This is a genomic window from Stenotrophomonas sp. BIGb0135, from assembly GCF_024810105.1.
GTDB lineage: Bacteria > Pseudomonadota > Gammaproteobacteria > Xanthomonadales > Xanthomonadaceae > Stenotrophomonas > Stenotrophomonas maltophilia_AB.
In genome coordinates this window covers 593193-608443 of the sequence record NZ_JANUDX010000001.1, presented here as the reverse complement: position 1 = coordinate 608443, position 15251 = coordinate 593193, and the positions used below count along the sequence as shown (strand labels likewise).

At 68.5% G+C, this 15251-nt stretch carries 10 protein-coding genes; 2 read left to right on the top strand and 8 right to left on the bottom strand.

What is annotated here, in order from left to right:
* The 3 genes from M2421_RS02750 to M2421_RS02740 all read right to left on the bottom strand — a co-directional run bounded on the left by M2421_RS02750 (nt 1) and on the right by M2421_RS02740 (nt 3057).
* Complete coding sequence (locus M2421_RS02750; RefSeq protein ID WP_259203539.1) at nt 1–1974, bottom strand: TonB-dependent receptor; 1974 nt, start codon at nt 1972–1974, stop codon at nt 1–3.
* A gap of 255 nt (nt 1975–2229) precedes the next feature.
* Nucleotides 2230–2664: a DUF2946 family protein gene (locus M2421_RS02745; RefSeq protein WP_259203068.1), complete on the bottom strand. Its 435-nt coding sequence runs from the start codon at nt 2662–2664 to the stop codon at nt 2230–2232.
* Nucleotides 2665–2886: 222 nt separating this feature from the next.
* A complete protein-coding gene (locus tag M2421_RS02740; protein WP_259203067.1) occupies nt 2887–3057 on the bottom strand; it encodes a CsbD family protein in 171 nt (56 codons plus the stop codon).
* 281 nt (nt 3058–3338) lie between these two features.
* Between M2421_RS02740 and M2421_RS02735 the strand changes: the two genes are divergently transcribed.
* A complete protein-coding gene (locus M2421_RS02735; protein WP_259203538.1) occupies nt 3339–3584 on the top strand; it encodes a hypothetical protein in 246 nt (81 codons plus the stop codon).
* Nucleotides 3585–3638: 54 nt separating this feature from the next.
* On the opposite strand, the gene M2421_RS02730 is transcribed toward M2421_RS02735, so the two are convergent.
* The 5 genes from M2421_RS02730 to M2421_RS02710 form a co-directional block, all read right to left on the bottom strand.
* Nucleotides 3639–4115 (bottom strand): hypothetical protein, encoded by a 477-nt coding sequence (locus M2421_RS02730; RefSeq protein WP_259203066.1) that lies wholly within the window; start codon nt 4113–4115, stop codon nt 3639–3641.
* A gap of 117 nt (nt 4116–4232) precedes the next feature.
* Nucleotides 4233–6389: a methyl-accepting chemotaxis protein gene (locus tag M2421_RS02725; protein WP_259203065.1), complete on the bottom strand. Its 2157-nt coding sequence runs from the start codon at nt 6387–6389 to the stop codon at nt 4233–4235.
* A 115-nt stretch (nt 6390–6504) separates the two neighbouring features.
* Nucleotides 6505–8328: a sensor domain-containing phosphodiesterase gene (locus tag M2421_RS02720; RefSeq protein WP_259203064.1), complete on the bottom strand. Its 1824-nt coding sequence runs from the start codon at nt 8326–8328 to the stop codon at nt 6505–6507.
* A gap of 286 nt (nt 8329–8614) precedes the next feature.
* A complete protein-coding gene (locus tag M2421_RS02715; RefSeq protein ID WP_259203063.1) occupies nt 8615–8971 on the bottom strand; it encodes a VOC family protein in 357 nt (118 codons plus the stop codon).
* Between the two features lie 125 nt (nt 8972–9096).
* Complete coding sequence (locus M2421_RS02710; RefSeq protein ID WP_259203062.1) at nt 9097–13026, bottom strand: SMI1/KNR4 family protein; 3930 nt, start codon at nt 13024–13026, stop codon at nt 9097–9099.
* A 637-nt stretch (nt 13027–13663) separates the two neighbouring features.
* On the opposite strand from M2421_RS02710, the gene glgA reads away from it, so the two are divergent.
* Complete coding sequence (gene glgA / locus M2421_RS02705; RefSeq protein WP_259203061.1) at nt 13664–15226, top strand: glycogen synthase GlgA; 1563 nt, start codon at nt 13664–13666, stop codon at nt 15224–15226.
* Nucleotides 15227–15251: the final 25 nt, after the last annotated feature.

The following is a 15251-nucleotide window of genomic DNA, read 5'->3' as shown; positions in this document are numbered from 1 at the left end:
TCAGAGCTCCCGGGTCCAGCTCAGGTAGAGCGCGCGGCCGTCCCCCGGCGAGTAGCCGGACGAACCGCTGTCATACCACGCGTAGACGTAGAACCGGTCGGTGGCGTTCTTCAGTTGCAGGGCCAGGCTGTTGCGCGCATCCAGGCGGTAGCTGGCGCTCAGGTTCAACAGCGCATAGCCGCCGTAACGGCCCAACGTGTTGGTGCGCTCCACGAAGTAGTCGCCCTGGCCGTTGCCCCAGGCACTGAAGGTCCAATCGGGGGTGGGCGTATATTCCACGCCGGCGGTGGCCAGCCAGTTCGGCACGTTCTCGATCTGCCGGCCACGGGTCTGCGGCGCGCCGGGGTCGGGTATCCGGATCACCGCTTTCTGTCGCGAGTACGACGCCCACGCGCGCCAGGCCGCGCTGGCCTGCCAGGTGAGCTGCGCGTCCCAGCCGCGGCGCAACGTTTTGCCGACGTTGCCGACCTCGTTGCTGCCTACGCTGCCGTTGACGCCGAGTATGGTGGCCACCTCGTCGGAGGCGTGTTGTTCCCAGTAGGCGAGGCGGGTCTGCAGGCCTTGCACGGGCGCCCACGTCAGCCCGGTCTCCCAGCCTTCGTTGATCGAGGCCGACAGATTGCCGGGCTGGGTGCGGTAGGCGCCATTGCCGCTGCCGATCTGGAAAGTGCGGCCCCAGTTGGCGTAGGCCGTGGTGTGGCTGCCCAGGGCATAGGAGATGCTCAGCTTGGGCTGCCTGATCAGGCCGTAGTCGTACACCGGGGCGCGCGTGCCTGCGGCAACTGCGCGGAAATCGCCGTCGATGTGGTCCACGCGGTAGGCTGGCACGATCTTGAGGGCATCGACGGGGCGGATCACCGCCTGCACGTAAGCGCCGCGGGTGTCCAGGTCGAAATCCCAGTCGCGCAGCGTCGCCTGGCGCTCGCGTGCCGCGGTGCGGTAGCGGCGCGCGGTGTTGTCCTGCCATTGCCCGTCCACGCCGGCATCGAGCACGACCTCGGCCAAGGCGGTGTTGGGGCGCCACGTGGTGGTGAGGATCAGCCCACGCTGGGTTTCATCGTTGAAGCGCTCCTGTTGCGCGCCGCCGGCGGTGAAGGTGACCCAGCGCTGGTTGCGGTAGCTGTTCTGGTAGGCCTTGGCGTTCCAGTGACCGGCGCTGCCAAGCGCGCCATCGGCATGCAGGGCGGTCTGGACGGTCTCGCGCTCACTGCGGTCATCGCGGGCGTAGGCCGGGGACTGGTTGGGATTCGCTTGCACCTCGGGGTAGCTGAGGTAGCCGGCTTCCAGCGCGGCGTTTTTGTAGTAGCGGCTGCTGAGGCCCGCGCGCCAGCGGTCCTCGGGATCGGTGTAGAACCACTTGCCGGCGAAACTGCGCTGGGTGCCATCGGCGTGGTCGCGCTCGCCGTCCGCGCCGCGCCAGCCGACGAAGTAGTTCTGCGACCAGGCCCCAGTCTCGAATCCTTTGGCGAGTTGCACGTCGCGGGTGCCAAAGCTGCCGACGGAGACGCTGAGTTGGCCGTCGTTGCCACCCTGGCGGGTGAGTACGTTCACGTCCCCGGCGATGGCGTGCAGGCCATAACGGGCGTCGTTGGTGCCGCGCACGATCTCCATCGCGCTGATATCCAGCGGGAATACGGCGTCGAGGTACGGCATGCCGCCGGCATTGTCGTTGCTCGGGATGCCGTCGATGAGCAGTTTGACCGCGTTGATGCGGCCTTCGCCGTTGAAGCCCCGGAAGGAGAAGCGGCCTGCATCGGTGCCCATTTTGAACTGGGTGACCTGCACGCCGGGCGCGTTCGTCAGCAGCTCCCAGCTGTGATCCACCTTCTGCTGCTGCAGCAGGTCGCCGCCGATGATGTCCACCGAGGTGAATACCGAGCGCGCCGACAGCTCGCGGTCGGCAGTGGAGCGGGCCTGGACGGTGCCCAGGGTGAGTACGGTGCCGTCCTGGGCAACGGCCCGCGATGGCAGCATGGCCGCGCACGCGAGTGCGGCCAGGATCGCCTGGGAAAGCAGGCGGGGAAGGGGAAGTGTGTTCATCGTGCACAGCGTCGAGATGCCGCGACCACCGGGTGATCGAGACAGGCAGAAGAGCCGGCGTGCGAGCCGGAGGCTGGAAAACACGTGCTGGATCCAGCACGCCGCACATGCCTCCATGCCAAAGCGGGATGTGCGGACGCAAGGGTCGGGTAGGCGCGTGCGCGAGTGCGCCCCGTGCCCGTTGCCGGATCAGCAGCCGAGGCCGACTGGCGGGCCGCGTGCTCCCAGCGTGCCCGTGGGAGGAGCGCGCCGGGCAAGCACCCGCCCGCCCAACGCGCGCAGAATCGGCGGCCACAGCGCAATCCAGAACAGGAGGGCGACCACCAGGCTGATCATCCGCGCCGCGATCAGGCAGTAGTCGCAGTCCACGCCCATGTCATGCTCGGCGTGGGGATCGGGGGACGCGGGCGTCGTCGCTGCCTTGGAGGTCGCAGCCTCTGCGTGGTAATCCATGCCATGCGCCGTGCCGTCATGCGCCATGCCGTGATGCATGGGGTGGGCAGCCGGGGTCACGGGACCGGACGACGCGTGATGCACCGCCATCGGGTGTGGGGTTTGCAACGCAGTTGGTACAGGATGCGCGAGTGCCCGGCTGATCAGCGGGGCGACCACCATCAGGAGCATGGCCAGGCATGCCCAGGCGTGAAGCCAGCGGTGGAGAACGGGTGCGCGCACCGCCCGGATTCTAGGCCATATCCGGCGCCCTACACGGGGACCAGGCCGGGTTTACGCCGGATTGCGACGGTTTGTCGCACCTGGATGGGGATGCTGTGCAGCGCGGGGCGATCCCGGCTCGGCGCGACAGCCACTGCTCCTTTGCCGAAGCGCAGGAGCAGCGCGCCTGCGTCAGCGACGGGCGTCGTCCTTGGCCTTGCCTACTTCACTCTGGACCTTGCCCACATTCTTCTGGACCTTGCCCTCAAGTTCCTGGCCCTTGTCGCCCGTGACCTTGCCGGCGACTTCCTTCACGGTGCCCTTGACCTGGTTCTTGACACCTTCGGTACGGTTCTTGTCCATGTGCAGTATCTCGCTATGTCGCCCTGAGTGGGCGTGGCCATGCTGCTTGCAGGGGGCGTGTGGCGTGAGTGAAATATCGGCGGATTGCGCAAATCCATCCCCAACGGTTCAGGGTTGCGCAGCGCGCGTGCATGTTTCCGGGTGCGGGCTTCGCGCGGGCTGCATCGCATCTGCACCCGCGCTCCACATCGCGGCACCTAGAGTGGCCTGCATCCCACCCTCCATGGCGCGCCCGCGTGAACCAGCAGACCTTCGTTTCCCATCCGCTCCCGCGGCGCGCGATGCCCGATAGCTGCCACTTCGATCTGCTGGATGTGAGCGCGCTGCAGGACCCCTGCAGCGGCCGCATCGTGCACCTGTATTCGATGGTGGCGCGCTGCCTGTCCTGCGAGGTGATCTTCAAGGCGCAGGAAGGGCAGGGTTTCGTGAGCACGTCGGTAGCGCGCGTGCTGCGCTGCCCCACCGGGTGCGGCCAGCAATCGCTGCGCGGAGCGGCGCTGCGCCAATGGCGCGCGCAACCGGCCTGACACGCAATGCGCCCTGGAAGATCCAGGGCGCGGGTGTCGCGTGTCACCTGCAGATCAGGCGGGCAGGTCCCATTTTGACTCGCTGGCGGGCACCTGCTTGTAGATGACGCCCGCGAAGTCCACGTGCAGCTCGGTCCATTCGCCCGCGTCACGCTGGGCCAGCAGCTCGAAGTGCTTCGGCTTGCGCTGCGGTGTGCCGCTGACCGTCCAGCCGGCCTTCTTCACCGCCGCCACGACGCTGCGAGCATCCGCAGGTGCATCGGGGTGAGCGTGCTTGGGCCCGTGATGCGGCTTCTTGTGTTCCACCTCGACAAAGCTCCCGCCTTTCCTGGCGATGCGGGCCACCTTGATTTCCGATGGGCGTTGCTCCCCTTCCAGGCGGACGGCCAGCCCCGGCGCGAGCGCGAAGGCCTCCGCGCCCTTCGGGCCGAGGTCTGCCAGGTAGGCGTGCTGGTCGCACATCACGGTGAACCGATGGGCGAAGACGTGCTCGATGACGCCGGCGATGGCGATCTTTTCATGGTGCGGCATGCATTTCTCCTGAGAGCGCCCAACCGCGGGCGCTCTCCATCAATGCGGGTCAGGGCCGGGGTTTCAAGCAGTGGCCGGTTGCCGTGCCTTGTTCATTCATCATCGAGGGTGGCCGGCCTAGCAGGCCGCCACGGCCTGCGCATGCGGCAGGCGGGCGTGGCGGCGCACGGCGACCGGCTCGATGGTGAACGCCGCCACCGCATGCCGCAGACCCGACGCCTGGACATTGAGTTCGGCGGCGGCCGCGGCGGCTTCTTCGACCAGGGCGGCATTCTGCTGCGTGGTCTCATCCATGCGGCCCACGACCGCGTTGACCTGCTCGATGCTGGTGGCCTGCTCGCGCGATGCGGCGGAGATCTCCTGCATGATGTCGGTCACCCGCTGGACGCTGGTCACCACCTCGCCCATGGTGGCACCCGCGGCGCGCACCTGCAGGGAGCCCTCGGCCACCCTGGCCGAGGAGTCGTCGATAAGTGCCTTGATCTCCCTGGCCGAACCGGCCGCGCGTTGCGCCAGGCTGCGCACTTCGGCAGCGACCACGGCAAAGCCACGCCCCTGGTCGCCGGCGCGCGCGGCTTCCACCGCGGCATTGAGGGCGAGGATGTTGGTCTGGAAGGCGATGCCGTCGATCACGGTGGTGATGTCGGCGATGCGGCGGGAGGCGGTTTCGATGCCGTCCATCGTGCTGACGACCTCGCCCACGATCTCCCCGCCACGACTGGCCACCACGGCGGCGTCGATGGCCAGGCGATTGGCCTGGTCTGCCGAGGCGGCATTCTGCCTGACGGTGGAGGTCAGCTCTTCCATCGACGCGGCGGTTTCTTCCAGGCTGGCGGCCTGCTGTTCCGTGCGTTTGGACAGGTCCTGGTTGCCGTTGGACAACTCGGTCGCCGCATCGGTAATGGACTCGGACGAGACATGGATGCGGCGGACGATATCAGCCAGATTGCCGGCCGTCCGGTTCGCATCGGCGCCCATGGCGGCAAAGACACCGCGGAAGTCGCCCTCCATGCGTGCCGCCAGGTTGCCCGATGCGACCGCGTTGAGGAACGTGGACAGTGCCGAGAGGTTCTGCTCGGCGGTGCCCATCAGGCCGTTGAGGTTCTCCACCATGGCGCGGAAGTCATACTCATAGGCCTCCGGTTCGCCGCGTGCCGAGAAGTTGCCCTCGGACGCGGCGTGGGTGAGCTGGCGGATGTCGCGGTTGATGGCAGACAGGTTGGCCTTCACCCGGTCCATGGTCTCGGTGATGATCGCCTTTTCGCCGGGCAGGCGTTCCATGTCGTCGGCCAGGTCGCCCACCGCGTAGCGGCCGATCAGGCGCACCAGCCGCATCTTGATGGCGATATGGGCGTCCACGATGTCGTTGGTGTCGCGCACCATCACGCCGAATTCGCCGGGATAGGCGCTGGCGTCCATGCGGTAGCTGATTTCGCCCCGTTCGTGCCGGGCCGTCATGTCGCCCAGTTCCGTGATGACGCGCCGGATGCGTTGGCGCATCTGCTCCATGGCCTCCAGCAGCTGGCCGGCTTCGTCGCCCCGACCGGAGCCCATCGGCGTGTCCAGATTGCCTTGGCTGACATCCCGGGCGGCCTGCAGGGCCGTGCGCAACGGGCCGACCACGCTGCGCGTCAGCGCGATGGCGATGACCGTTCCCAGCGCCAGTGCCAGCACCGTGGCGCCGATCATGAGCATGGCAAAGCCGCGCGCGGTGGCCGTCACCTGTTCCGCCGTGGCGGCGCTCTTGGCCTCCTGCCAGTCGATGAAGGCGTTGATCGAGGCCAACCACGCCACGAAGGCCGGTTTGGCCCGGGTGAGCATCAGCGCCTTGGCCCCCTCCACATCGCCCGCCTCGCGCCGCCTGCTGACGTCGGTCAGCAGGGGTAGGGTGGCGACCTCGTTGGCACGGATGGCGTCCAGCAGGCCGGCTTCCTTGCCGTCGGTGCTCGCCGCGATCATCGCCGACAGGGGCGTGGCGGCGGCCGCGTAATCGTGGGCGAGGCGGTCGATCTGGCGCGTGGCCTCGGTCCTGGCCCGCGGGTCGTCACTGAGCACGACGTCGCGCAGCGCGATCGCGCGATCATGCACGCTGCCCCTGAAATTGATCGCCAGGCGCTTCTTGACGGCGTTGACGTCGTTGATCGTGTGCAGGTCATTCTCGATGAGGTGCACCCGATGGATGCCGATGAGGGTCAACACGACCATCAGGCCGATGACGGCGGAGAAGCCGACGGTCATGCGCTGGCCGACGCGGAGTTTGCTGACAAGGTGCATGGTGGGGGTAGCCTGGGGAGAGGGCGGGGGATGGGATGTCGAGCGCTAAAGTTGCGCGGTGGACAACCGATATCGGCGGCAGCGCGGTGCGCTTAAAAGGCAGGCGGGCCTGCGTTTACGTAGCGATACAATTTGTGACGCGCGGGTGATGGGCATGCTCCAGCGCGGACAGCAGCGGCAGTCGCGCGCGGGCAAACAGGTCTGCAATCGCCGACGTGTCCGCAGGCATTGCCAGCAGATAGCCCTGGATCTGGTCCAGGCCGATGGCCGTCAGCACGTCGAGCTGTTCCTGATGCTCCACGCCTTCGGCCACGGTGAGGTAGCCGAGTTCGTGGGCGAGATGGTGGATCGCCGAGACTTTCGCCCTTGCGCGCGGATCCGTGCCGATGCCGTCGATCAGGGATTTATCCAGTTTCAAGGTGCGGATCGGCAGGTCGGACAGGTAGCTGAAATTGCTGTAGCCGCTGCCGAAGTCATCGACGGCGATCTTGACGCCTGCTTGGGTCATCGCCTGGATCTGCGCGACGGCAGGGGAGTCGGGGCCCAGCCACTCGCCCTCGGTGATCTCGAATTCGACCATCGCAACCGGAATGGCGCGACGCGACAGCTTCGCGCGGATGACCTCCCAGGCAGTGCCGCTGGTGAGATAGCTGCTGGGCAGGTTGATGGATAGGGGAACCTCCACGCCTTGTGTCCGCCACGCCTGCAGCTGGTCCAGCGCCGCATCCAGCACCCAGTCGGTGACCAGCGCCATGAGCGCAGTCTGTTCGAACACCGGGATGAACTCGAGCGGGCTGATGGGCCCGAGGACGGGATGGGTCCACCGGATCAGTGCCTCGGCGGACACGGGATTGCGCGAAGTGGCGTCGAAACGGGGCTGATACACCAGGTGGAATTCGCCGTTGGCGATGCCACGCTCGGCATCCGAGGCCAGGCGGTAGGCGCGGTGGACCGACTGATCGCGCGCTGCGGAGTACCAGCACAGCGTGCGGCCCGCGTCGAACGCATCGTACAGGCCCACCAGCAGTTTCCGCAGCAACTCGTGGCTGCCTTCGCCACTCTCGATGGGGCAGACGCCGGCATGGAAACGCGGTGACATGGGCACGGCGGCAGCCATCAGCGGACGCAGCATGCGACCCCGCAACTCCAGCACCAGGCTTTCGACCTGGCGCGTGCTGGACATGCTTACGATGAAGGCGAAGCGCGTCACCCCCACGTGGTAGACCGTGGCGATCCCGTCCAGCGCGGTGCGCAGGCGAACCCCGGCGCGCCGTATCAGCGCCTCCAAGGGCTGCAGTCCAAGCACCTGGCCGACCTGGCTGGCCCGGGGGATGTCGAGCACGTCCACGACCACGGCGTAGTGCGTGCCGGTGGCGCCGGAGGCAACGATGCCGGGGAAATCGGCATGCAGCTGGTGGCGACTGGGGAGGCCGCTGACCGGGTCCAGCCGGCCGGACAGGTTGCGCAGCTCCAACTGCCCCATCACCAGCTGTGCCAGGCTCGCCAGTTGCTCGCAGTCGCGCGGGAGGAACACGCGGGGCGTGGAGTCCATGATGCAGAGGGCGCCGATGGCCACCCCGTTCCTGGCCACCAGGGGTGCGCCCGCATAGAAGCGGAGGTGGGGAGCACCGACCACCAGCGGGTTGTCCTGGAAGCGGGGATCGGCCTTCAGGTCGGCGACCACGAACACGTCATTGGCGGTGATGGCGTGGGCGCAGATGGACGCGCGGATGCACGTTTTGGCCACCGGCAGCCCGATCCGGGACACGAAGCGCTGTTCCACATCGCCCAGCAGCGAGACGAAGGCAACAGGGGCGTCGAAGGTGTAACTGGCAAGGCGGGTGATGTGGTCCAGCGAGGGAAGTGCACCGACATCGGTCATCTGCATCGCGCCGAGAACGGCGCGTCTTTCATCTTCCTGGGTGACGGGGGGGCTCATCGCGTTTCGGCCATAGGGTGGAGTGCGATGGAGCGGCGAACGTGCGCTGCATCGCCGTCCGCTTTCTTCCCCATCGCCGCCTATGTACGAGCCCCGGGGCCATTTGGATTCACCCGACCGCGCAGTCGGCTGAATTAATCAACGCCGGGCGCGACATGCCTGCTGCGCCGCGCAGCGCGTGCCGGAAAGGTGACGCAATTCGTCAAGGTGTTGACGGTGCGGGGCGCACATCGACGTTATGCGGCGGATGACGGGCGCGCCGTCCTATCGCGCCGCCCTCCGTGGCTCACTGCCCCTGCGTAGCAAACCGCAACCGGTTGTGGTCCGGATCCACGACCATCATTTCGCGCCCGCCCCACGGCACGTCGGCCGGCGCGCGGAACACCGCGACGCCGGCTGCCACGAAGGCGCGATGCAGCGCATCCACGTCCGGCACGTGGAAATACACCGCGCCACCGGGTTCGCAGTCGCCGGCATGTTCGCTGAGGAACAACAGCTGCCCTTCGCGGCTGATCTGCACGAACAGTGGCATGCCTGGTTCGAAACGGTGTTCCCAGTCGATCGCAAAGCCCATGCGCTGGTAGAACGGCACGCTGACGGCGGCATCGGTCATGCGCAGTTGGGGGATGACGGTCTGTGGCATGGCGGTCTCGGCAGGCAGGGGGCAGGGCGTGGCTGATGGTAGCGCCGTGGGCGCGGCCTGGCTGTCTACCGGCGATGCCGCGGGCAAGCAGAGGGGGCCGGCTGCGGCAGCCGGCCCCCTCCGCTTTATGCAGTGGCTTGTGCCTGCTGGCCTGCGGCCTCGGCCACCGTGCGTGCCTTGTCGAACGCCGCGGCGGCCTTGGCAGGCGTGGCCAGGTGCTGGAAGCGGACCCGGCCTGGCTGGCCGCGCTTGCCCTTGCGGATGGCCAGCACGCAGGCATCGCGGTCCAGGCGCAGGGTGGTGACCTCGCGCTCGCTGGCGAGCTGCAGACGCACGACGTCCGCGTCGCCGCGTTGGCCGTGCCAGAGCAGGGCGATGTCGGCGACGTCGCGTTCCAGGGCATCCAGCAGGGTGTCCACCAGTGCGGTGCGCACCCCGCCATGGGCACTGTACTGGTAGCGCCTGTCCACGGCAGGATCGAGTGGGATCACCTGTTGGTCTTCATTTTCGGCGTCAGCCAGCAGCCACTGCGGCTGGCCATGGGCGTCCACCACCAGCGGCCGGTGGCCATCGACGGCGGCGCTGGCCAGAATCTCGGCCGGTGACAGCAGGCGGCGGCCATGGCCGGGGTAGTGCCAGCCGGTGCAGGCATGGTGCTGCCAGTACGCCACCAGCGCGGCGGGCAGGGGGTGGTGGCGGGAGGCGGCCAGCGCGTCGATGTCGGCCGCGCTGGCGGGGCCGTCGCGGCGCACGCCCAGGGCGGTACCCGCGGGCTGCAGCACGTGCGCGGCGAGGTAGCTGGCCACCACGTCCACGGTCTGCTCCAGTGATTCGGCCAGCGTGCCGGCGTGGACGGCGCGGACTTCCGCGAGCCAGTCCAGCACGGACAGATCCTGCGGCCGCTTGAAGTCGTCCTGGTATTCGATGGTGTAGGTGAAGCCACCCGCGCGGCGCGCGTCCACTTCCAGCGCGTTCACCGCGGCCAGCGCGGCATCGCCGAGCAGACGATTGCCGTCGGCGTCGGTCCAGGCCTGGTTGCGCAGGCGCAGGTAGGTGCCACCGGGCTTGCGCGGGTTGCGCAGGGTGCGCGACACCTCGCCATGGCCGGCGCGGTACCACGGGTCGCAGGCCACGAACGCTCTGGGCGGGTTGGCGGTGACCGTGGCAAACCACTGCGCCGCCTCGGCAGCGCTGGCAAAGCGCAGTGCCAGGTTGACCTGGCCGGCGGCATTGTTTTCGCCGTGGATGATGTTGATGGCGGCGCCCAGGCGGGTCCAGTCATAGAAGGTCTCGCCCTTCCAGCACATCCACCGTTCGGAGACCTCGGTCGCGTCGTGGAAGAACGCCGGGCCTTCGTCGCGCAACGTGTAGCCCTGTAGCTGGAAGGGCGGAGCGACGATGGCGTAACCGTCAAAGTAGTGCGTGTTGCCCAGGACGTCCTGGAACAGGGTGGCGCCGCTGGCAGGGTCGCGGCACCAGGCGAACGCGGCGGTGCCGCCCGCCAGTTGGCCCAGGGCCTGCAAGGTGATGCGGGTGTCCGGCGTGCCGTCGGCACGCGCCTGCTGGAGGCGCGCATGCAGGCTGGCCAGTTCGCGTTCGGCCTTGCCATCGAGCGCGTCCCGCAGCCTGGCCTGCAGATCGGCCGTGCTGAAGGGATCGAACGCGGCATCGGTGCGCGCACCGGGTTCCCGTGCGGGCCCGTCGATGGCGGTGGCGCGATGATGGAAGGCGCGTACCTGGGCCGGCTGCTGCTGGAGCAGCGCCAGCGAGCTACCCAGCAGCAGGAGGTACTTGAGCTGCGCGCGCGAGGCGCTGTCGTCCGGCAACGGCCAGTCCAGCACGAGCGCGGCCACGTCCAGGGCCGGCTGGGTGCGCTTGTCCCAGGTATGCACGCTGACGCAGTAGGTGGCGGCAGCGGCGATGTGGGGCGATTCGCGCAGGCGCTGCATGACCTGCGCATGCAGCGGCGGCGACCAGCAGCCGTGCAGTGCCCAGTAGACGCCTCGCACGTAGGCCTGTTCTTCCCAAAGCCGATCGATCAGGAAGCTGGCGGTATCGGGATCCTGCTTGCCGAGCTCGCCCAGGCTGTTGTACAGGCTGGCCAGCACGTCCTCGCTGGCCGGCTGGCCGGCGGCCATGGCCGCCGATTCCGCCTGCAGGGCCTTGCGCAGGGTGGGGGCGAGGTCGGGCGTGCCCAAGCCATCCAGAACGCGCGGCGACCAATGGTCGTCCTGCCGCGCCTGCACGCGCGCCAGGGCCCAGTGGAACAGGCGCTGGCGCTGGGCGGTGTCCAGCGCGGCCTGGAATGCCTGGATGGCCTGCCCGAGCCGGTCCACCAGTACGCTCTTCACCGGTGCCCGCGCGAGCAGCGCCATCAGCGGCTCGAACAGGCGGGCATCACCCCAGAGCGTCTGCATGCCCGCAAGAACGGCGTCGGCTCGGGCGTCGGCATCCATTTCGGCGCTGATGTCGCCCGCGGGTGGCTCCTCGCCGATCAGGGCGATGAGCATGGGCACCAGCCCGTCACCCGGATCGGTGATGCTCGCGCAGATGTCCGGCAGCAGACGCCGCTGCAGGCGCGGCGCCAGCTGCGGCAGGGCGCGCTGCAGCAGCGCGCCACGGCTGTGCAGGGGGCTGCCCAGCACGAAGCGGATGGCCCATTCGCGGTCTTCGTCGGTGTCGGCCAGCTCCGGACGCCGCGTCAGGCGGATGGCCATGGCTTCGCGGGTGGCCGGCGCGGCGGCCGCGACGCCCTCGGCAAAGCTGGGCGCATCCCAGATGGTGAGGAGGTCTTCTGCAAGGTGGCGCAGGTGTGCCCGTGCCTCGGCGGCGATCACCTCCGTGCCCAGCAGGGTCTGTGCGTGCTCGAGCATGTCCAGCACGCGCGTCATCAGGTCGTCCCACGCCAGCAACGGGGTGACCACCTGCAGCAGGGCATCGCCATCGCTGATCAGCGGCAGGATGGGATGCAGGGTTTTCACCGCGTCCAGCGGGGCGTGCGCGGTGGCGGCCATCAGGCGGGTGGCGCGGTCGGCCGCGGCACCGGCGGGCTGGCCGAGGTGGTTCTGCAGGTAGGCGCGCAGCGCCCACACCGCCGTCGCGTCCGCCTGGATGCGGTCGAGCGACTGCAGGGCCTGCGCGGCATCGAAGGCGTCGGGGTCGTTCTGCAGCGCGAGGGTGAGCTCGTCCACCAGCTCCATGCCGACGGTGTGCGGGGATACCCCCATGGCGCGCAGCCGTTGCTGCAGCGGTGCAGCCGTGTCGATCTGGGCGAGGATCAGCAGGCGCGCACGACGGTGGGCAAACCCGGGGACGACCGCGATGTCGGCGTCATCGGCCAGGTGCCCGAACACGGCGACAAAGGCCTGCAGCAGCGGCACCTCGGTCGGCCCGATGGCCGCCAGCACCTTGGCCAGGCGCGCGTCCTGCCCCAGCATGCTGGCGTGCAGCAGCCAGTAAAGGGCCAGGTGAGGGTCGCCGGCCAGGCGTGGCAGTTCCTTCCGGAAGCAGCGCTGGTCGTCGCCCTGCTCGGGGAACAGCGGGATGTAACAGGTGTACGCGTCGACGGCCAGAGTGTTGGGGCTGTGCAGGGCGTTGCCCTGGTGGTCGCGGGCGGGCAGCGCGAGGGCGTGCATCAGCCACTGGTAGCGTGCCAGCAGCGCGGGGCTGTCGCCGGCCCGGGCGTCGGGCGTGCAGGCGTATTCGGCCAGCAACGCGGCTTCGGAGTCTTCGCCCCTGGCCAGCCGGGCGCTGCAGGCCAGATAGTCCTCGAGGCTGGCAAAGCGCAGCTCCAGCTGCCGTGTTTCGTGATCCTGCCACCACACGCTGCCGTCGCCGCGCAGGTCCAGCAGGGTGTAGTTGTCGCCGCTGTCGTCGAGCACCACGAAGCCGGACAGGGTCTTGTCGATACCGCCGAAGTACAGCGGGTTGCGCGACAGGTGCGCGTGGACCAGGTCGTCGAGGTCGGCCTGGGCGACATCCGTATCGATCGCCGCGGCAATCGCGGCAGTAACGGGCAGCGCATAGAAGCGCGACAGGGAAGCGGTGTGTTGCATGGGACATCCATGTTGTTGAAGTGACCCGCGGCGCGACCGGCGCAGGATGACGGCGGCGTATTCCCCACGCTGCCGTCACATTCTAGGCGGAGCGCGACAGCGGCAGTCAATCCGGTTGGCCCTGCGCGGCCCGGCGGCTGGATGGCGAAGGCGACGAACATAGGGTGGCCGTCCGTGAAACCGGACGCGCGGAGGCGTGCGCCGAGTAGACGCACCGCGATCGCGGTATCTGCGTGACCGCAGAAAGGGGGGGCGGGCGCGTTGGTCGGGTCGATGGCACTGCCCCATGCCGGCGTCGGTGCATCGCTATCGGCGCGAATCCACCGCAATCACGGTCCGTTTGATGCGGATTGAGGGCGCTCGAAAAGAAAGTCTTAATGATTCATTGTGCGTCATCAGTGAGCTGCACCTAGGGCGAATGGATAAGCACATGCCGTTTGCGCATGTCGGTTCACGCAACTGTCGTGCCAGGTTCACGGCGCATTGATTGGGCGGGAGAGTAGATTCGAACCACGCCCCAAGTAGTGGCTGGGGTTTCCCCCCGTCTTCGCGGTTTTCTCCTGAATATTGCTTGCGCCGGACAGTCCGGTTCGAGGTGGAGGTTGCTGCGTCGTGTTTCTCTGCCATCGAGTCCCCCATGCCCACGCACCCGCTTCCCCTCGCGTCTTCTGCCAACCGTGCAGATGCTCTCCCACATCCTGATGGCATCCGCGTACGCCGGGCCCCGCCGTTGCTGCTGCAACGCGGGCTGGTGGGTCGTTCCAATGCTGCGCCGGACGCTGCACGCCGCGTGCTGTTCGTGGCCTCGGAGATGGCCGACTACGTGAAGGCGGGCGGTCTGGGCGACGTGGCGGCAGCATTGCCACGTGCGCTGCGCGACCGCGCCGACATGCGGGTGCTGATCCCGGGCTACAGCGAAGTACTCGCGCGCACCGGCCCGATCCAGGTGGTGGGGCAGACCGAGGCGCACGCCGCACTGCCGGCGTGCGTGATCGGCCACACCGTGCTCGAGGATGGCCTGCCGGTGTATGTGCTGATCTGCCCGGAGCTGTACGAACGCGACGGCAGCCCCTATGTGGACAATGCCGGAGAGCCGTGGGCGGACAACGCTGTGCGGTTCGCCACGCTGTCGCGCGCCGCGGCACTGATCGCCGCGGGTGAAGTGGGCATGGAGTGGCAGCCGGACCTGCTGCATCTCAACGACTGGCCATGTGCCTTGGCCGCTGCCTACGTGCGCTGGCTGGGCAGTGCGGCGTCGTGCCTGCTGACCATCCACAACCTGGCCTACCAAGGCCTGTTCCCCAGCGCGCTGGCGGCGGACCTGGGCATCGACGAGGCGCAATGCGAGGCGCTGGCGTTCCATGGGCAGCTGTCGTTCCTGCGCGGTGGCATCGTGCATGCCGACCAGGTGAACACGGTGAGCGTCAGCTACGCCGCGCAGATCACCGCGCCGGCCGAAGGCTGCGGACTGGACGGGCTGCTGTCGGGCCGCGCCGCGCTGGGCCACCTCAGCGGGATCGTCAATGGCATCGACGCCAGCTGGGACCCGAGCACGGACCGGCACTTGCCGGCGCACTTCGACGTGCGCAGTTTCGACGGGCGTGACCACAACGCGCGCCACGTGCGCCGCGCCTTCGGGTTGCCGGAGAGCCGTGGGCCGTTGTTTGCGGTGGTCTCGCGGCTGGTGCACCAGAAAGGCCTGGATCTCACCTGCGACGTCGCGCCGCAGATCGTGGCCGCCGGTGGGCAGCTGGTGATCATCGGCGGCGGCGAGCCGGCGATCGAGGAGCAGGTGCGCGCGCTGGCACGACGCTTCCCGGGCAGCGTGTCGGCGTATATCGGATTCGATGAAACCCTGGCGCGGCGGATGTTCGCCGGTGCCGATTTCCTGCTGATGCCGTCGCGGTTCGAGCCGTGCGGGCTCAGCCAGATGTATGCGCAGCGCTTTGGCTGCCTGCCCATCGCGCATGCGACCGGTGGGCTGATCGATACGGTGGACGACGGCGTCACCGGCTTCCTGTTCAACGGCCCGGACGCGGACATGCTGCGCCGCTGCGTGCAGCGCGCCTTCCGCACCTTCCGCCAGCCGCGCCTGATGGCCGCCATGCGTCGCGCGGCCATGCTCCGCCCCAGCGGTTGGGAGGTGGCAGGCACGCACTACATCGACCTGTACCAGCGCACCGCCGAGGCGCGCGCATGACGATGGGGTGCGAATTGCTGGTGCC